At 71.3% G+C, this 17514-nt stretch carries 14 protein-coding genes; 10 read left to right on the forward strand and 4 right to left on the reverse strand.

Going from position 1 to position 17514, the window contains the following annotated elements; genetic code table 11:
* Positions 1-65 precede the first annotated feature (65 nt).
* Positions 66-674, forward strand: a complete 609-nt coding sequence (locus ACWG52_RS14015) for a hypothetical protein (RefSeq protein ID WP_389807420.1) — start codon at positions 66-68, stop codon at positions 672-674.
* On the opposite strand, the gene ACWG52_RS14020 is transcribed toward ACWG52_RS14015, so the two are convergent.
* A complete protein-coding gene (locus ACWG52_RS14020) occupies positions 675-1031 on the reverse strand; it encodes a hypothetical protein (protein ID WP_453128837.1) in 357 nt (118 codons plus the stop codon).
* 53 nt (positions 1032-1084) lie between these two features.
* Between ACWG52_RS14020 and ACWG52_RS14025 the strand changes: the two genes are divergently transcribed.
* Positions 1085-1858, forward strand: a complete 774-nt coding sequence (locus ACWG52_RS14025; protein ID WP_389807422.1) for a glycerophosphodiester phosphodiesterase — start codon at positions 1085-1087, stop codon at positions 1856-1858.
* 104 nt (positions 1859-1962) lie between these two features.
* Here the strand turns inward: ACWG52_RS14025 and ACWG52_RS14030 are convergent, their stop codons facing one another.
* Complete coding sequence (locus ACWG52_RS14030; RefSeq protein ID WP_390140577.1) at positions 1963-3468, reverse strand: ricin-type beta-trefoil lectin domain protein; 1506 nt, start codon at positions 3466-3468, stop codon at positions 1963-1965.
* A 133-nt stretch (positions 3469-3601) separates the two neighbouring features.
* On the opposite strand from ACWG52_RS14030, the gene ACWG52_RS14035 reads away from it, so the two are divergent.
* From ACWG52_RS14035 to ACWG52_RS14045, 3 genes are all read left to right on the forward strand, one after another.
* On the forward strand, positions 3602-5005 hold the full coding sequence (locus ACWG52_RS14035; RefSeq protein ID WP_389807424.1) for a class II fumarate hydratase: 1404 nt from the start codon (positions 3602-3604) through the stop codon (positions 5003-5005).
* A 111-nt stretch (positions 5006-5116) separates the two neighbouring features.
* Positions 5117-5836, forward strand: a complete 720-nt coding sequence (gene fomD / locus ACWG52_RS14040) for a cytidylyl-2-hydroxypropylphosphonate hydrolase (protein ID WP_389807426.1) — start codon at positions 5117-5119, stop codon at positions 5834-5836.
* Between the two features lie 309 nt (positions 5837-6145).
* The gene (locus ACWG52_RS14045) at positions 6146-8350 is read left to right on the forward strand and encodes a SpoIIE family protein phosphatase (protein ID WP_389807427.1); all 2205 of its coding nucleotides are present in this window, start codon (positions 6146-6148) and stop codon (positions 8348-8350) included.
* Positions 8351-8428: 78 nt separating this feature from the next.
* Here ACWG52_RS14045 and ACWG52_RS14050 read toward each other — a convergent pair whose 3' ends face one another.
* Complete coding sequence (locus ACWG52_RS14050; RefSeq protein WP_389807429.1) at positions 8429-10696, reverse strand: transglycosylase domain-containing protein; 2268 nt, start codon at positions 10694-10696, stop codon at positions 8429-8431.
* A gap of 232 nt (positions 10697-10928) precedes the next feature.
* Between ACWG52_RS14050 and ACWG52_RS14055 the strand changes: the two genes are divergently transcribed.
* The 4 genes from ACWG52_RS14055 to ACWG52_RS14070 all read left to right on the forward strand — a co-directional run bounded on the left by ACWG52_RS14055 (position 10929) and on the right by ACWG52_RS14070 (position 15818).
* Complete coding sequence (locus tag ACWG52_RS14055; protein WP_389807431.1) at positions 10929-11837, forward strand: SPFH domain-containing protein; 909 nt, start codon at positions 10929-10931, stop codon at positions 11835-11837.
* Positions 11838-12250: 413 nt separating this feature from the next.
* The gene (locus ACWG52_RS14060; RefSeq protein ID WP_389807434.1) at positions 12251-12775 is read left to right on the forward strand and encodes a PadR family transcriptional regulator; all 525 of its coding nucleotides are present in this window, start codon (positions 12251-12253) and stop codon (positions 12773-12775) included.
* Positions 12772-13458: an ABC transporter ATP-binding protein gene (locus ACWG52_RS14065; protein WP_375945495.1), complete on the forward strand. Its 687-nt coding sequence runs from the start codon at positions 12772-12774 to the stop codon at positions 13456-13458. The genes ACWG52_RS14060 and ACWG52_RS14065 overlap by 4 nt, the downstream gene beginning before the upstream one ends.
* Positions 13455-15818 (forward strand): ABC transporter permease, encoded by a 2364-nt coding sequence (locus tag ACWG52_RS14070; RefSeq protein WP_453128842.1) that lies wholly within the window; start codon positions 13455-13457, stop codon positions 15816-15818. Before ACWG52_RS14065 ends, ACWG52_RS14070 begins: the two co-directional genes overlap by 4 nt.
* Before the next feature lie 58 nt (positions 15819-15876).
* On the opposite strand, the gene ACWG52_RS14075 is transcribed toward ACWG52_RS14070, so the two are convergent.
* Positions 15877-16824, reverse strand: coding sequence for a hydrogen peroxide-inducible genes activator (locus ACWG52_RS14075; RefSeq protein WP_389807438.1), 948 nt, complete (start codon positions 16822-16824; stop codon positions 15877-15879).
* 135 nt (positions 16825-16959) lie between these two features.
* On the opposite strand from ACWG52_RS14075, the gene ACWG52_RS14080 reads away from it, so the two are divergent.
* On the forward strand, positions 16960-17514 hold the full coding sequence (locus tag ACWG52_RS14080) for a peroxiredoxin (protein ID WP_030712101.1): 555 nt from the start codon (positions 16960-16962) through the stop codon (positions 17512-17514).

Consider the following 17514-nt stretch of genomic DNA (forward strand, 5'->3'; position numbering starts at 1 on the left):
GGCCGGCGAGCTCCCGGCGAGGCTGTTCCCGTACCCAAACAGCCCTTGGAACACCGGAGTTCGCCATGAAGAACCGCAAGCGCGCCCTCATCCTCGCCGGAACCGCCGCCGCACTCGCGGCCACCCTGATCGCGGCGGCCCCCGCCCCGGCCGCGCCGGCCGCCCCGAAGCTCGCCTCCGTGCACGGGGGCGGCGCGATCTTCTTCCTCTACTCCGCGAAGGACGACATCCGCTTCAGCGTCGACGCCGAGTCGACCCCGTGGACCAGGCCGTTCCCGGCCCCGGGAGGCGACAAGGGCCTGCCGACGGACGCACGCGGCAGGGTGACCATCTCCCACCGCTACACGGAGACCGGCTTCACGGCCACGGCCGAGGCGGAGGTGGACTGCCTGGTCACGGGTGGCAGGACCGCCACCCTCACCGCCGTGGTCAAGACCTCGAACGTCGCCGGCTGGGACGGCAAGCGGATCGGCATCAGCGTCCAGGAGGGCCGGCGCGGCGAGCCGGACCGCGTCGGGTTCTCCTGGGGCGTGGCCAACGTCGACGTGAGGCCGGACGGCACGGTCGCCGAGGGCACGGTGGGCAGCTGCATGGCCCCGGCCCCCTTCACCGAGGTCACCAAGGGCGGCTTCAAGGTCACCCCGGCACCGTTGTCCCCGCAGCCGAAGCCGTAGTCACGGCGTCGGAAGCGACAGGTACCGGGCCTCGACGGGGGTGGCCCGGTATCCCGTCCTCCGCGCGGCGGCCACCTCGGCGATGCTCAGCCCGTACACCCGGCGCAGCAGCGCCACCGGCACCCCGTCGGGCCCGCCGACCGGCAGGTGGACCGTGCCCTCCCGGGCCACGATCCGCTCACGGATCCACGGCGGCGGTACGCCCCGGCCGTCGTCGCAGGCGTAGACCTCGTACCGCGGACAGTGCCCGTACCCCTCCCAGAACAGCTCGCCGTCCCGGATCGACTGCCATTCCTCTTGGACGTAGTCCTCGCACGGCTCGCAGTGCGAGGTCAGGTACATCTGCTGTTCGGCCATCCGGGCAGGATGCGGTACCGGGGCGTTCCCCGCATCCGGATAACGTCTGTTCCATGAACCGGCAGTCCACCCTCCCCGCCACCGACCGCGCCGTCCGGGTCGTCGCCCACCGCGGGGCCTCCGACGAGCACCCCGAGCACACCCTCGCCGCCTACCGGCAGGCCATCGCCGACGGGGCCGACGCGCTCGAATGCGACGTACGGCTCACCGCCGACCACAAGCTGGTGTGCGTGCACGACCGGCGGGTGGAGCGGACCTCCGACGGGCGCGGGGTGGTCTCCGAGATGACCTACGAGCAGCTGTCCGCTCTCGACTTCGGCGGCTGGAAGGGCGAGGAGCACCGGGGAGCTCAGGTGCTGCTCTTCGAGGACCTGCTGAAGGAGGCGCTGGCCGCGGACCGGCCCGTCGGACTGGCCGTGGAGACCAAGCACCCCACCCGTACCGGCGGCCGTCTGGAGGTCGAGCTCGTACGGGTCCTGAAGGACCACGGGCTGGCAGACGGCCGGGCGGGCCTGGTCGAGGTGATGAGCTTCTCGCGCAACGCCCTGATCAGGCTGAACCGGCTTGCGCCCGGCCTGCCCGCCGTCTACCTGATCGAGCGGCGGCTGCGGCCGCTCCGGCCTCCGTTCGCGGGGCATGCCGGCCCGGGCATCGACCTCGTACGCCGGGACCCGGGCCTGGTGGCCCGGCTGAAGGCGAAGGGGCTGTCGGTGCGGGTGTGGACGGTGGACGAGCCGCGGGACGTGGAACTGTGCCTGCGGCTCGGCGTGGACACGATCATCACCAACCGGCCCCGGCAGGTCCGGGAGCAGCTGGAGGGCCGCTGAGCGCGCGGCGCGTCGGCGGGACCGCTCGGGCCCGCCCGTCATGGAAACACCCGGCCGGGGTGCGCCGGCCGGGCGTGGGGGGTCTTCGGGGGCGGGGGCGGTTGTTACGCGAAGCGCTGTTCGGCGGACCCGTTGCAGGTCTGCAGGCGCAGCGGCTCGTGGGCGGCGGCCACCGTCAGGCACATGTTCGGGGCGGCGGCGGGGCGCAGGGTGGCGCCGTCGCGGACGAACTGCTGGTTCGCGCCGCCGTGGCAGTTCCAGATGATCAGGCCGGTGCCGGAGCCGTAGCGGGAGCCGGGGGCGTCGAGGCAGCGGTCCTGGGTCAGTTCGATGTGGAGGGACCTGCGGGTGCTGTCGTACCACCAGCCCTGGTTGCGGCCGCCGTGGCAGTCCCATCCGACGATCTTGGTCTCGTTCGCGCTGGAGCCGCCGAAGGAGTCGAGGCAGTTGCCGGTCGCCTCGTTCTTCAGGGGCTTGTACTTGTCGTCCCAGGCCCCGGCCTGGAGTACGGGGGTGCCGGTGCTCGCGGGGTCGGCGCAGGAGGCCTCGCGCAGGCCCGAGTTGTAGAGCTGGGTCAGGCAGGACGCGAAGGCGCCGTGGCCGCGGTAGTTGGGGTGGAAGGACTGGCGGGCGGTGTTCTCGTCCCAGGGGAAGTGGTCCCCCAGGTCCAGGTAGAGGCCGCGGGCCCAGGCGTCCTCCATGCAGACCTCGTGGCCGTGGAAGAGCCGCGAGTTGTCGAGGTAGATCGCGCCGGAGGCGAGGGCCGCCGCGCGCATGCCCTTCTCGAAGGTGGGCACCGCGTAGTTGCGGCCCCAGGTGGCGTCGGAGTCGTAGCCGGCGCAGCCGCCGGGGAGCTTGCCGGGGAAGTTCGGGTTGTCGTAGAAGTCGGGGCCGATGGGGCTGGGGTAGCCCATCACGACGAGCTTGTAGTCGGAGTCGGCGTAACCGGCCTCGCGCATCACCGTCTTGAGGTCGGCGACCGTGGCCTCCACCTTGGGCTTCAGGCCGTCGACGCGCGCCTGCCAGCCGGGCCCGTACTTGGGCTCGCAGGTCCCCTGGCTGAGGACCCAGCGGGTCACGCAGTCGGTCATGACCGGACCGAACTGGAGGTCGTCGTTGGCGCCGGCGACCAGCAGCACCATCTTGATCTTCGTGTTGCGCGCCTTGATCGCCAGGTTGTCGCTCTGCACCAGCTCGTCGGCGTACTGCTTGCTGCCGCCGATCCTGATGTTGCCGGTGTAGCCGCCGGAGCAGGCGACGTTGAAGGTCAGGTCGGCCGGTATGCCGGTGCGGTGGATCGCCGAGTCCGGCGAACGGTGGCACTGGTTGTTCGGCGTGTTGGTCGCGGGGTCGTAGGTGCCGACGCCCTCGCCCGAAATCTCGCTGTCGCCCAGCGAGATCAGGCCTGTTCTCCGTTCGTTCAGCGGGCGGACGGCCGGGTCGCCGTAGATCTTGGTGGCCTCCGCGGCGCGGACGGCCTCCAGCTCGGGCGACAGCGGCACGGCGACGGCCCCGGAGGTGGGTGCCGCCTGGGCCATGGGGGTGATGGCGGTGACACCTCCCAGGGCGGCCGCGATCGCCGCGACGGCGGCGAAGGTAGATCTGAGCATGGGTCTCGTACGGACACGTGCCATGGAACGCCTCCCCGGATCTGGGTGTTACCCCCGGTATTTACTGGCCGGTAGGGGAGTTGGGAACACTCCGAACAAGACAATTGCTCAACTTTTTGAGGAGGCCATGAACATGACGGATGACCAGCAGGCCGAGACGTTCCGGATCGAGCACGACTCCATGGGCGACGTACGGGTGCCACGGCACGCCAAATGGCGCGCCCAGACCCAGCGCGCGGTGGAGAACTTCCCCATCTCCGGACAGCGGTTGGAGCGCGCCCACATCGAGGCACTCGCCCGGATCAAGGCCGCCGCCGCGGTGGTGAACGCGAAGCTCGGCGTGGTGGACCAGGACGTCGCCGACGCCATCCGCTCCGCCGCCGCCGAGGTCGCGGACGGCCGCTGGGACGACCACTTCCCCGTGGACGTCTTCCAGACCGGCTCGGGCACCTCGTCCAACATGAACACCAACGAGGTGATCGCCACCCTCGCCACCGAGCGCCTGGGCCGTGAGGTGCACCCCAACGACCACGTCAACGCCTCGCAGAGCTCCAACGACGTGTTCCCGTCGTCCATCCACATCGCCGCGACCGCCGCCGTGACCGGCGAGCTGATCCCGGCCCTGGAACACCTGGCGGCGGCCCTGGAGCTCAAGGCCGCCGAGTTCGCGCAGGTCGTCAAGGCCGGGCGCACCCACCTGATGGACGCCACCCCGGTCACCCTCGGCCAGGAGTTCGGCGGGTACGCCGCCCAGATCCGCTACGGCGTCGAGCGCCTACGGGCGGCCCTGCCGCGGCTGGCCGAGTTGCCGCTGGGCGGGACCGCGGTGGGCACCGGAATCAACACCCCGCCCGGGTTCTCCGCCGCGGTGATCGCCGAGGTCGCCGACGCGACCGGACTGCCGCTGACCGAGGCCCGCGACCACTTCGAGGCACAGGGGGCCCGGGACGCCCTCGTGGAAACCTCCGGAATGCTGCGCACGGTCGCCGTGTCCCTCACCAAGATCTCCAACGACCTTCGCTGGATGGCTTCGGGACCGCGCACCGGTTTGGCCGAAATCAATCTGCCGGATCTTCAGCCGGGCTCCTCCATCATGCCCGGGAAGGTCAATCCGGTGGTCCCCGAGGCCGTCCTGATGGTCGCCGCTCAGGTCATGGGGAACGACGCGACCGTCGCCGTGGCGGGCGCGGCCGGCAACTTCGAGCTCAATGTGATGCTCCCCGTGATGGCCAGGAACCTCCTCGAATCGATCCGGCTGCTCGGCAGCGCGAGCCGCCTGCTGGCCGACCGCACGATCGACGGAATCACCGCGAACGAAGCGCGGGCCAGGGAATACGCCGAGTCCTCGCCCTCCGTGGTCACCCCGCTCAACCGTTACATCGGTTACGAGGAGGCCGCCAAGGTCGCCAAGCGGTCCCTCGCCGAGCGCAGGACGATCAGGGAGGTGGTCCTGGAGTCCGGTTACGTGGAGCGCGGCGCCCTGACCCTGGAACAGCTCGACGAGGCCCTCGACGTGCTGCGCATGACGCATCCCTGACCGTCCCACCATCCCCTCGGGCGGGGGTCGGATCCGGTCGATTCTCCTCACCGAACCCGCCGGTGACCTGCGCCGCAGCGGGCGCGGCGACCCCCGCCCTAAGATCTGCGCATGACAGGTACTTTCAAGCCCGGGACCTCCGCGGCGCGGAGCGCGCCGCGGAGCCCCGCGCAGGGCCCGCGCTGGGCGCCCGGGGAGCAGATCCTGTGGCGCTACCGCGACCACGCCCCGGGGCTGAAGGGCCCGGTCCACATCTGCCGCCCGGTGACCGTCGTCCAGGACACGGACGAGCTGCTGGCGGTGTGGATGGCCCCCGGCACCGAATGCGTCAAGCCGGTGCTCGCCGACGGCACCTCCGTCCACGAGGAACCGCTCGCCACCCGCTACACGGCGCCGCGGACCACCGTACGGTCGCGCTGGTTCGGCGCCGGTGTCCTGAAACTGGCCCGGCCCGGGGACCCCTGGTCGGTGTGGCTGTTCTGGGGTCACGGCTGGGAGTTCAAGAACTGGTACGTGAACCTGGAGGAGCCGCGTTCGCGCTGGGCCGGCGGAGTGGACTCCGTGGACCACTTCCTGGACATCGCCGTCCACCCGGACCGCAGTTGGAAGTGGCTGGACGAGGACGAGTTCGCACAGGCGCAGCGGTGCGGCCTGATGGACCGTGAGCAGGCCGATCGGGTACGGGAGGCCGGTCGCGCGGCCGTCGAGGTGATCGAGGAGTGGGGCGTCCCGTTCTCCGGCGGCTGGGAGGACTGGCGGCCGGATCCGGCCTGGACGATTCCGGCGCTTCCGCACGACTGGGACGGCACCCCGGCGCATATGACCTCATGAGACCCTTGATGCGCCCCCAGGGTGCAAACGTAGGATCGTCCTCCGAGAGATCACGCGCGCGGAACGGTGCGGTCGCCGCATCCTTGTGCAAGTGTCCCTCATCACAAGGGATGTGACCGGAAGTCAAACGCACGACGAGAGACGGCGAGGGGGCGGGGGTCCGTCAGGGGCACCTCCCGACCGGAGGTCGGGAGAGAAGTTTGGGGCAGGAACCTCGGGGTGATGGTGCCCGGGCCGCTGAGCGGGTATACCGCGACTGACCGAGTTGAGTGCAGCGCACATCGAGCGCAAACGGACGGAAATCCACGCGTGACGGAGTACCCCACCTCCCAGGAGGGCCCGCAGCCCGTCGCCTCCGGCGGAGGTACGGACGAGGCCGGCCACGGCAAGGCGCCCATCGCCGCCACCGAGGCCGTACGCACGCATGCGCCGGGCACGGGCGCGGAGCCGGGCGGCAGCGCCGCCGCGGCCTCCGACACGCGTGCGGCCCGCTCGGCGGCCGGTCTCCCCCGGCCCCGCGGCGCCGCGGCCGGGGACGTTCCGGCCGGCGCGGACTGCCCCCAGGGCCAGGCGCAGGCGCAGGGACAGCCGCAGGACCCGGGCCACGACAACGCCCGCCCGCGCGACGGGGCGACCCACGGTGACGCCGGGGCGGTCGTCGGTCCCGGTGGCGCCGGCCGGCACGGTGGCGGCGGGACCGGAACACCGGGCGCGGTCACCGGAGAGGCGACCGCCGCGCGCCGTGAGGGGGACCGGCTGCGCTTCGTCGGCGCCGCCACCCGGCGGATCGCCCGCGGCATCGACCTCGACGAGATCGTGCTGGGCCTGTGCCGGGCCACCGTGCCGACCTTCTCGGACGCCATCCTCGTGTACCTGCGCGATCCGCTCCCGGTCGGCGACGAGCGGCCCGTCGGCCCGGTCGTTTTAAGGCTGCGACGCACCGATCGGCTCCGGCCGATCGACGACCTGACGGACTTGAGCAGCACGATCGGCGCGGGGATGGACCTCGCCGGGGCCGCGGGGGCCACCGGCGAGCTCGACTTCAGCCAGTTGCCGCTGGTCGGCCCGCAGGGTGACCTGCCCGCGGCGGAGCTGTGCGAGATCCGGCCCGGCGGCGCGCTCGCCGAGGTGCTGCGCGGCGTACGGCCCGTCTTCGCGTCCTCCGTCGCCGCCCGGGCCGCGCTGCCCGAGCTGCTCGGCGAGGACCACCCGCTGCCGCGCGGCAACCGGGCCGTCCTCGCGCCGCTGCGCGGCCGCCGCCGGGTGATCGGCGCCGCCGTCTTCCTGCGCAGCCCCGAGCGGCCCGCCTTCGAGCCGAACGACCTGCTGGTCGCCGCCCAGCTGGCCACCCACACCGCGCTCGGCATCGACAAGGCGGTCCTGTACGGCCGTGAGGCGTACATCGCCGACGAGCTGCAGCGCACCATGCTGCCCGACAGCCTGCCGCAGCCCACCGGGGTGCGGCTCGCCTCCCGCTATCTGCCCGCCGCCGAGACGGCACGGGTCGGCGGCGACTGGTACGACGCCATACCGCTGCCCGGCAGCCGCGTCGCGCTCGTCGTCGGCGACGTCATGGGCCACTCCATGACCTCCGCCGCGATCATGGGCCAGCTCCGCACCACCGCGCAGACCCTCGCCCAGCTGGACCTGCCGCCCGCCGAGGTCCTGCACCACCTGGACGAGCAGGCGCAGCGCCTGGGCTCCGACCGCATGGCCACCTGCCTGTACGCCGTCTACGATCCCGTCGCGCACCGGATCACCATCGCCAACGCGGGCCACCCGCCGCCCGTCCTGCTGCACCTGGGCGGCCGCGCCGAGGTGCTCCGCGTGCCTCCCGGCGCCCCCATCGGCGTCGGCGGCGTGGATTTCGAGGCCGTGGAGCTGGACGCTCCCGCCGGTGGCACCCTGCTGCTCTACACCGACGGCCTGGTGGAGTCGCGGCTGCGGGACGTGTGGACCGGCATCGAGCAGCTCCGCGAGCGGCTGGCGACCACCGCCCAGCTGACCGGCCTGGACCACCCGCCGCCGCTGGAGGCGCTCTGCGACGACGTGCTGGACATGCTCGGCCCCGGTGACCGGGACGACGACATCGCGCTGCTCGCGGCCCGGTTCGACGGGATCGCGCCCAGCGACGTCGCGTACTGGTTCCTGGACCCGGAGGAGACCGCCCCGGGCCGGGCCCGCCGGTTCGCCCGGCGCGCCCTGACCCGGTGGGGCCTGGAGGAGCTGAGCGACTCGCTGGAGCTGCTGGTCAGCGAGGTGGTCACCAATGCCGTGCGGTACGCGGAGCGGCCCGTGACCCTGCGCCTGCTGCGGACGGACGTACTGCGCTGCGAGGTCGGCGACGACTCGCCGCAGCTGCCGCGCCAGCGTCGGGCGCGGGACACCGACGAGGGCGGTCGCGGCCTGTTCCTGGTCAACCGGATGGCCCGCCGTTGGGGTGCGACACGGCTCAGCAGCGGAAAGGTCGTCTGGTTCGAGCTGTCGCTGCCCGCGCAGCCCGAACGGCGCTGATCGCGCGACGTACGAAAGACCGCCGCCCCGCAGCCTTCGAAGGCTGCGGGGCGGCGGTCTTTCGTACGTCGGTACTGCCTAGTGCTCGGGCAGCAGCGGCGGGTCCGGCGGCTTGGGACCGTTGGTCTTGGTCGCCGTGGGCGTCGGGGTCGGCGTCGGGGTCGGCGACGGCGACGTCTTGGTCGTGGTGGGCGTCGGGGTCGGCGTCGGGGACGCCGGCGGGCTGCTGCTGGCCGCGGGGGCGCTGGAGGACGGCGACGGCGACGGCGTCGGCGAGGTGCTGCGGGACGGCGTCTGTACGGCGCCCATCTCCGCCTCGCTCAGCTGGAACTTGCCCGCGGTGCCTCCCTTGAGGGCGGCGAGCGTGTACGCCTTCCAGATCGAGGCGGGGAAGCTGGAGCCGCCGAGTCGGCCCAGGCCGGCCGTACCGGTCAGGGTGACCTGCTTGGCGGTGACGGGCTCCTCACCGAAGATCGCGACGACGGTGACCAGCTCCGGGGTGAACCCGGAGAACCAGCCGGAGACGTTGTTCTCGGTGGTACCGGTCTTGCCGGCGGCCTCGTAGGCGCTGCTGCGGACCTTGTTGCCGGAGCCGCCGTCGTCGTTGACGACGCCCGTGAGCACCTTGGTGACGGTGTCGGCGGTCTGGCGGCTGATGGCCTGGGACCCGATGGGCTGGGCCGGCACGACCTCGCGGTCCTTGTGCTCGGCCTTCTTGACGATGGTCGGCGTGACCTTCTTGCCGTGGTTGTCGAAGGTGGCGTAGACGCCCGCCATCTCCACGGTGTTGGCGCTCATGGTGCCGAGCGACATGGCCGGCTTGTCCTCGGGCCAGCCCTCACGGTCCTTCATGCCGAGGGCCAGGGCCGTCTTCTTCACGTTGCGCGGCTCGACGTCCACGATCATCTGCGCGTAGACGGAGTTGACCGAGAAGTTGGTCGCCTCCTGGACCGTCATCATCGGGGTGCCGAAGTTGCGGTCCTCCTGGTTCTGCGGGGCGAACGGGATGTCGCTGCCGACGACCGGGCGCTTGCTGGTGCCGTCGTAGAGCGCGTTCGGCGTGATCGGCTTGCCGTCCTGGGTCTTCGCGCCGTTCTCCAGCGCGGAGGCCAGCACGATCGGCTTGAAGGTCGAGCCCGGCTGGTAGTCCTTGCGCAGGGCGTTGCTGGACCAGTGGTCCTTCAGGCTCGTACCGCCGTACATCGCGACGATCGCGCCGGTCTTCGGGTCCACGGAGGTGGCACCGGCCTGCACGCTCTGGTCCTGGGGCTTGCCCTTGGTGTCCTTGCGGTCGAGCTTGGACTCCAGCTCGTCCTGGACGGCCTTCTCCAGGGCTTCCTGCTTCTTCGGGTCGATGTTCAGCGTGAAGGTCCAGCCACCGGCGTCGATCAGCTTCCGCTCGACGCCCTGGGCGTTGAGCTCGGCCTCGGCCGCCTGGACCAGGTAGCCCTTCTGGCCGTCCATGCCGGCCGGCGGCTGCGGCGGGAGCGGGTCGACGAACTTCAGCGTCTGGCGCTTGGCCTCGTCCAGCTTGCCGTTCTCGACCATGTTCACGAAGGTGGCGTTGTAGCGGATCGTGATCCGCTTCTTGGTCTCCTCGCTCGCGGTCGACCAGTCGTACTGGCTGGGGGCCTGGACGAGGGTGGCGAGGTAGGCGCCCTGCTCCAGCGTCAACTGGCCCGCGTCGACGCCGTAATAGGCCTGGGCGGCCGCCTGGATGCCGTACGCGCCGCGTCCGAAGTAGCTGGTGTTCAGATAGCCCGCGAGGATCTCGGGCTTCTCCTTGCTCTGGTCGACCTTGAGGGAGATCACCAGCTCCTTGAGCTTGCGGGTGACCGTCTGATCCTGGGTCAGGTAGTAGTTCTTGACGTACTGCTGGGTGATCGTGGAGCCACCGGCCTTGCCGCGCCCGGTGGCCGTGTTCCACAGGCCACGGGCCAGTCCCTTGAAGTCCACGCCCTGGTCGCTGCGGAAGGACTTGTTCTCGATCGCGATGAACGCCTCCTGCACGTCCATCGGGATCTTGTCGATCGGCAGGATCTCGCGGTTGACCTTGCCCTTGCTGGCCATGATCGTGCCGTCTGCGTACTTGTAGACGTTGCTCTGCTGGAGCGCCTGGTTGTTCGGGTCCGGCTCTTCGACGTAGAAGTACAGGCCGACCAGTGCGGCCATGCCGAGCAGTATCAGCCCGAAGAACGTGCCCAGGATCTTCTTCCAGGTGAAGAAGCGACGTATACCCGTGCGTCTACCGGTACTTCCGCTTCCCTCGGTGCCCTGCGCGCGTCCGCTCGGCGCACGCCGCGCACCGCGCTGCTGCTGCGCCTTACGCACTTCTGCTCGGCCCATCGCTCCCGCTCCGCTCGATTACCCCCCCGACGTCAGCTCAGAAAGCTAACACCGCAGGCTGTGATAAAAGTTGGCCAACCATGACCAATTACGGTCATTTCGGACGTGAGAATCAGCACCCACATCAATGGAACCGACGCCCACCTAAGCCGAAGGGTTGCCGTAGCGCAAAAAAGTGATATCACTTTGCTAGACGGTCCGATCGACCGCGAGCTGAGAAACGGGGCAAACCATGACGAACGAAAACGCCACCCCAGACGGAGTACGGGAGTTCACCGCGCGCAGTGTCGGCGGCGGACTGGCCCTGCTGCTCGGACTGCTGGGTCTGCTGACGGGCGCCGGCCTGATCGTGGCCGGCGCGGTGCTCGCCGCCGTCGCGGCCAAGGTGACCCTGATAGCCCTCGGCGTACTCCTGTGCCTCGCCTCCGTGTTCGCCATGAGCGGGCTGAACACGGTGGCGCCGGGCGAGGCCCGGGTGGTCCAGCTGTTCGGCCGCTACAAGGGCACCATCCGCGCCGACGGACTGCGCTGGGTGAACCCGCTGACCTCTCGCGAGAAGATCTCCACCCGGGTGCGCAACCACGAGACGGCCGTCCTGAAGGTCAACGACGCCTACGGCAACCCGATCGAGCTGGCGGCGGTCGTGGTGTGGCGGGTCGAGGACACCGCCCGGGCCACCTTCGAGGTCGAGGACTTCACGGAGTTCGTCGAGACCCAGACCGAGGCGGCGGTCCGGCACATCGCCATCGAATACCCCTACGACGCGCACGAGGAAGGCGGCCTGTCGCTGCGCGGCAACGCCGAGGAGATCACCGAGAAGCTGGCGGTCGAACTGCGCGACCGCGTCGACGCGGCCGGTGTGCACATCATCGAGTCCCGCTTCACGCACCTCGCGTACGCTCCGGAGATCGCCTCCGCGATGCTCCAGCGCCAGCAGGCGGGCGCGGTCGTGGCGGCCCGCAAGCAGATCGTGGAGGGCGCGGTGGGCATGGTCGAGCTGGCACTGACCCGACTGGCGGAGCAGGACATCGTGGACCTGGACCCGGAGCGCAAGGCGGCCATGGTCTCGAACCTGATGGTCGTCCTGTGCGGCGACCGCGCCGCCCAGCCGGTGGTCAACACGGGAACCCTCTACCAGTGACCCCCGGCGGCGAGGAGAAACCGGCGGGCCGGCAGGCGCGCAAGCAGGTACTGCTGCGGCTCGACCCGCAGGTGTACGACGCGCTGGCCCGCTGGGCGGGCGAGGAACTGCGCAGCGCCAACGCGCAGATCGAGTTCCTGCTCCGCCGGGCCCTCGCCGAGGCCGGCCGCCTCCCGTCGGCCCCCGGCCCCATCCCCACGCCGGGGACGCCCCCCGAAGCCCACGGACTGACCCAGGTCGCCCGGTGGGGCCGCGCACCCGGCCCCACCGGGCGTCGCCGTGTCCCGGGGCCCGGCCCCGACCGAGGCCCCGCGTACCCCGCCACCGACCTCGCCCGACCCCCGATCCGCCCACGATCCACCCCCGCCCCCCTCTATACACTCCGCGTATACACACGGTGTAGAGTCGCGGCCATGTCCATCGGTCACACCCTCCTCGGCCTCCTGGAGGCCGGCCCGCGCCACGGCTACGACCTCAAGCGCGCCTTCGACGAGAAGTTCGGCCACGACCGCCCCCTCGCCTACGGGCAGGTCTACTCGACCATGTCCCGCCTCCTGAAGAACGGCCTCGTCGAGGTCGACGGGATAGAGAGCGGCGGCGGCCCCGACCGCAAGCGGTACGCCATCACCGACGCCGGCATCACCGACGTCGAGGCCTGGCTCTCCCAGCCCGAGAAGCCCGAGCCGTACCTCCACTCGACCCTCTACACGAAGGTCGTCCTCGCCCTGCTCACCGGCCGCCGCGCCGACGAACTGCTGGACACCCAGCGCGCCGAGCACCTGCGCCTCATGCGCATCCTCACCCAGCGCAAGCGCAAGGGGGACATCGCCGACCAGCTCGTGTGCGACCACGCCCTCTTCCACCTGGAGGCGGATCTGCGGTGGCTGGAGCTCACCGCGGCCCGCCTCGGCCAGCTCGCCCAGGAGGTAGGCCGATGACCCCGGCCGGCTCGCTGCTCGCCGCCACGGACCTGCGCAAGGCGTACGGGTCCACCACCGCGCTCGACGGCGCCGAGTTCTCCATCCACGCCGGCGAGGTCGTCGCCGTCATGGGCCCCTCCGGCTCCGGCAAGTCGACCCTGTTGCACTGCCTCGCCGGCATCGTCCCGCCCGACTCCGGCTCGATCACCTACGCGGGCCGCGAGCTCACCACGATGAGCGACGCCGAGCGCAGCGAGCTGCGGCGCACCGAGTTCGGGTTCGTCTTCCAGTTCGGCCAACTCGTACCGGAGTTGACCTGCGTGGAGAACGTCGCGCTCCCGCTGCGCCTGACCGGTGTCAAGCGCAAGGACGCCGAACGCACCGCCCTGCGGTGGATGGAGCAGCTCCAGGTGGAGGACCTCGGCGCCAAGCGGCCCGGCGAGATATCCGGCGGCCAGGGGCAGCGCGTGGCCGTCGCCCGCGCCCTCGTGACCGGCCCCCGGGTGATCTTCGCCGACGAGCCCACCGGAGCCCTCGACTCCCTCAACGGCGAACTCGTCATGCAGTTGCTCACCGAGGCCGCCCGGTCGGCGAACGCCGCCGTCGTGCTCGTGACGCACGAGACGCGCGTGGCCGCCTACTCCGACCGCGAGATCGTCGTACGCGACGGCAGGTCCCGCGACATGGAGCGCATCGTATGAGCCGACTCCAGGTCTGGACCCGCGATCTCGGCATGGGCGCCCGCTTCGCCTTCGGCGGCGGCCGCGAAGGGTGGATCCGCACGCTGTTCACCGGTGTCGGCGTCGGTCTCGGCGTCGCCCTGCTGCTGATCAGCACCGCCATCCCCGGCGCCCTCGCCCAACGCTACGAACGCGGCGACGCACGCTCGACGATGAGCTCCGAGACCGCCGACGCCCCCGGCCCCGACACCCTGTTGATCACGCGCGTCAACCAGACGTACCGCGACAAGGACATCGAGGGGCACATGCTGCGGGCCGAGGGCCCCCGAGCCCCGCTGCCGCCCGGTCTGAAGCGGATCCCGGGCCAGGGCGAGATGGCCGTCTCCCCCGCCCTGGACGAGATGCTGAAGTCCTCCGACGGCGCGCTGCTGCGCGAGCGGCTGGACGCCCGGATCAGCGAGATCATCGGTGACCCCGGTCTGGTCGGCCCCGGCGAGCTGTTCTTCTACCTGGGCAGCGACACGCTGGAGAAGCGCGGCCCCGAGGACTACCGCGTCGAGCGCGTCACCACCTTCGGCTACGACGCGGACCGCGAGGGCCTGGACCCCGTGCTCACGCTGATGGTCGTCCTGACGTTCGTCGCGCTGCTGATGCCCGTCGCCGTGTTCATCGCCACCGCCGTGCGTTTCGGCGGGGACCGGCGCGATCGGCGCCTGGCGGCGCTGCGGCTGGTCGGCGCCGACGCCCGGATGGTGCGCCGGATCGCGGCCGGCGAGGCGCTGGCCGGCTCGCTGGTCGGGCTGGTGCTGGGCAGCGGCTTCTTCGCCGTCGGCCGTTCCCTCGTCGGCAGCGTCAGCCTCCGGCAGCGCAGCGTCTTCCCCGCCGACCTCGACCCGGCGCTCTGGCTCGCGGTCCTGGTCGCCCTCGCGGTGCCCGCGGCGGCGGTGGCCGTGACCCTGTTCGCGCTGCGCGGTGTGGTCATCGAGCCGCTGGGCGTCGTCCGCACGGCCAAGCCCTCCCGGCGCCGCGTCTGGTGGCGGCTGCTGCTCCCGCTGATCGGGCTCGGCCTGCTCGTGCCCCTGGGCGGCCGCGGGAACGACCACGGCAGGTTCAACCAGTGGCAGGTCGGCGGCGGTGTGGTGCTGCTGCTGGTCGGGGTCACCGTGCTGCTCCCCTGGCTGCTGGAACGGTTCGTCGGGACGATGTCCGGCGGCCCTGTCTCCTGGCAGCTGGCCGTGCGCCGGCTCCAGGTCAACAGCGGCTCCGCCGCCCGCCTCGTCAACGGCATAGCCGTGGCCGTCGCGGGCGCCATCGCCCTGCAGATGCTCTTCGCGGGCGTCGAGGGCGACTACGTCAAGCCGACCGGCCAGGACCCCGCCAGGGCCGCCGTCCGGGTCATGGTGCGCCAGGATTCGACGGCGCGAGGGGACGACCTCGCCCGGCGGATCTCCGCCGAGCAGGGTGTCACCCGTACCGTCTCGCTGACCTCCGTGCAGGCCTCCCACCAGGTGCCCGCGACGGACAGGACGATCGAGCTGACCATCGGCACCTGCGACGCGCTCGGCGAGGTCGCCGTCCTCGACTCCTGCGCGGAGGGAGACGCCTTCGTCCTGACCGGCGCCGCCCCCACCCAGGAGGCACGGGGCATCTACGGGGCCACGGCGAAGCCCGGCGACGAGCTGTTCGTCGGCGACGTCCGCCAGTACGGGGCCGAGGAGGGCACCTCGTCCGCTCCGGTGAAGTGGACCCTCCCGGCGGCCGCCCGTACGGTGGCCGGCCGACCGGATCCCGGCGGGGAGCTGCGCACCGGCCTGCTGGTCACCCCGTCGGCCGCGCCGAAGGAACTCGGCGACTTCCAGAACCCGATGATCTACGTCCAGGTCGACGAGTCCGGGCCGGACGCCCTGGACCGGGCGCGCAACGCCGTCTTCAAGGCGGACCCACTCCTCACGGCGATGCGGCTGCAGGACACCCAGGAGGCCGCCGGCTTCTCCTCGATCCGCACGGGCCTGTTCTTCGGCGCCACCGCCGTACTGGTCCTGATCGGCGGCAGCCTGCTCGTCTCCCAGCTGGAGCAGTTGCGCGAGCGCCGGCGGCTGCTGTCCTCCCTGGTCGCCTTCGGCACCAAGCGCTCGACCCTGGGCCTGTCGGTGCTGTGGCAGACGGCCGTGCCGATCGCGCTCGGCCTGGTGCTGGCGGCAGGGGTCGGCGTGGCGCTGGGCGCCGTCCTGATGGGCATGGCCGCCCAGCCGGTCCGCGTCGACTGGGCGTCGGTGCTCGGGATGACGGCCGCCGGGGCGGGTGTGGTGGTCGTGGTGACCCTGCTCAGCCTGCCGCCGCTGCTGCGGCTGATGCGCCCGGACGGCCTCCGTACGGAGTGACCTCGGCGCCCTCCTGAACCCCGTACGCCCGTTCCCGGGACGGCCCCCGACCTTCCCCCTAGTCGGTGGGCCAGACCGGGAGCGGGCGCACGGCTTCGCGCAGCGCGGCGGCGATCGCCTTGAACTCCTCCTGGCGGGCGGTCCCGGTCCGCATGGCCAGGGCGATCCGCCGGGAGGGCGCGGGTTCGGCGAAGTATCCGGTGGACAGGTACTCGTTGCGGGCGGTCTCCAGGCGCAGCGCGGTGCGCGGCAACAGCGTCACCCCCAGTCCCCCGGCGACCAGTTGTACGAGGGTGGACAGCCCGGCGGCGGTCGTGGTGACGTCCGCGCCGGTCGTGCGACCCGCTTCCCGGCAGATGTCGAGGGCCTGGTCGCGCAGGCAGTGCCCCTCGTCGAGCAGCAGCAGCTGCAGTCCGCGCAGTTCCTCCAACGGGATGTCCCGGCGCCCGGCCAGCGCGTGCTCCCGGGGGGCGAGCAGGACGAAGTCCTCGTCGAAGACGGGTAGTTCGCTCACCCCGGGCACTCCGAGCGGGACCGCCAGGAGGAGCAGGTCCAGGCGTCCGCCGGCCAGCCCCTCCAGCAGCGAGGCGGTCTGCTCCTCGTGCACCTGGAGGTCCATCCGCGGGTAGCGCCGGTGGAAGAGCCCGAGCACGGTCGGCAGCAGGTACGGGGCCACCGTGGGGATCACCCCGAGGCGCAGCACCCCGGTGAAGGGCGCCCGCACGGCCTCGGCCTCCTCCAGCAGCCCGCCCATGGCGGCGAGGACCACCTGGGCCCGCGCCGCGATCCGCTCGCCCGCCGGGGAGAGCAGCACCTTGCGGGTGGTGCGCTCCAGCAGTTGCACGCCGAGGGCTTCCTCCAGCGCGGAGACGGCTCCGGAGAGCGCGGGCTGGCTCATCCCGATGGCCGCGGCGGCGTCCCGGAAGTGCAGGTGCTCGGCGACGGCCGCGAAGGCGCGTAGTTGCGCGAGCGTCGGTTGCTTCGTTCCCCTACTACTGACAGCCACTGATAGGTACCTCCGATCACCCGACACAAGAGTAGCTATTTCTGTAATCAATGCAGGTGTGTCAGCATGTGAGATACGTCCAACCCCACCGGAAAACCCCCAAAAGGGTTATTTTCCACTGCATAAGGAGAGCGCGTGCTCACTGTTGGTGACAAGTTCCCCACCTTCGACCTGACCGCCTGTGTCTCGCTCGAAGCCGGAGCCGAGTTCGCGCAGATCGACCACAAGACCCACGAGGGCAAGTGGAAGGTCGTCTTCGCGTGGCCGCTGGACTTCACCTTCGTGTGCCCGACCGAGATCGCCGCCTTCGGCAAGCTGAACGACGAGTTCGCCGACCGCGACGCGCAGATCCTCGGCTTCTCCCTCGACTCCGAGTACGTGCACCACGCCTGGCGCAAGGACCACGCCGACCTGCGTGACCTGCCCTTCCCGATGATGTCCGACATCAAGCGCGAGCTGTCGACCGAGCTGGGCATCCTCGGCGAGGACGGCCTGCCGATGCGCGCCGTCTTCATCGTGGACCCGAACAACGAGATCCAGTTCTCGATGGTGACCGCCGGTTCCGTGGGCCGTAACCCCAAGGAGGTCCTGCGGGTCCTCGACGCCCTGCAGACCGACGAGCTGTGCCCGTGCAACTGGAACAAGGGTGACAGCACCATCGACGCCGGCGCGCTGCTGGCCGGTGAGTGA

This window comes from Streptomyces sp. CLCI03 (assembly GCF_053615355.1).

Excerpts from the sequence above, each read along its gene's own strand:
- ACWG52_RS14015 (WP_389807420.1), top strand. The coding sequence starts at position 66 with ATGAAGAACCGCAAGCGCGCCCTCATCCTCGCCGGAACCGCCGCCGCA.
- ACWG52_RS14020 (WP_453128837.1), bottom strand. The coding sequence starts at position 1,031 with ATGGCCGAACAGCAGATGTACCTGACCTCGCACTGCGAGCCGTGCGAG.
- ACWG52_RS14025 (WP_389807422.1), top strand. The coding sequence starts at position 1,085 with ATGAACCGGCAGTCCACCCTCCCCGCCACCGACCGCGCCGTCCGGGTC.
- ACWG52_RS14030 (WP_390140577.1), bottom strand. The coding sequence starts at position 3,468 with ATGCTCAGATCTACCTTCGCCGCCGTCGCGGCGATCGCGGCCGCCCTG.
- ACWG52_RS14035 (WP_389807424.1), top strand. The coding sequence starts at position 3,602 with ATGACGGATGACCAGCAGGCCGAGACGTTCCGGATCGAGCACGACTCC.
- fomD (WP_389807426.1), top strand. The coding sequence starts at position 5,117 with ATGACAGGTACTTTCAAGCCCGGGACCTCCGCGGCGCGGAGCGCGCCG.
- ACWG52_RS14050 (WP_389807429.1), bottom strand. The coding sequence starts at position 10,696 with ATGGGCCGAGCAGAAGTGCGTAAGGCGCAGCAGCAGCGCGGTGCGCGG.
- ACWG52_RS14055 (WP_389807431.1), top strand. The coding sequence starts at position 10,929 with ATGACGAACGAAAACGCCACCCCAGACGGAGTACGGGAGTTCACCGCG.
- ACWG52_RS14060 (WP_389807434.1), top strand. The coding sequence starts at position 12,251 with ATGTCCATCGGTCACACCCTCCTCGGCCTCCTGGAGGCCGGCCCGCGC.
- ACWG52_RS14065 (WP_375945495.1), top strand. The coding sequence starts at position 12,772 with ATGACCCCGGCCGGCTCGCTGCTCGCCGCCACGGACCTGCGCAAGGCG.
- ACWG52_RS14070 (WP_453128842.1), top strand. The coding sequence starts at position 13,455 with ATGAGCCGACTCCAGGTCTGGACCCGCGATCTCGGCATGGGCGCCCGC.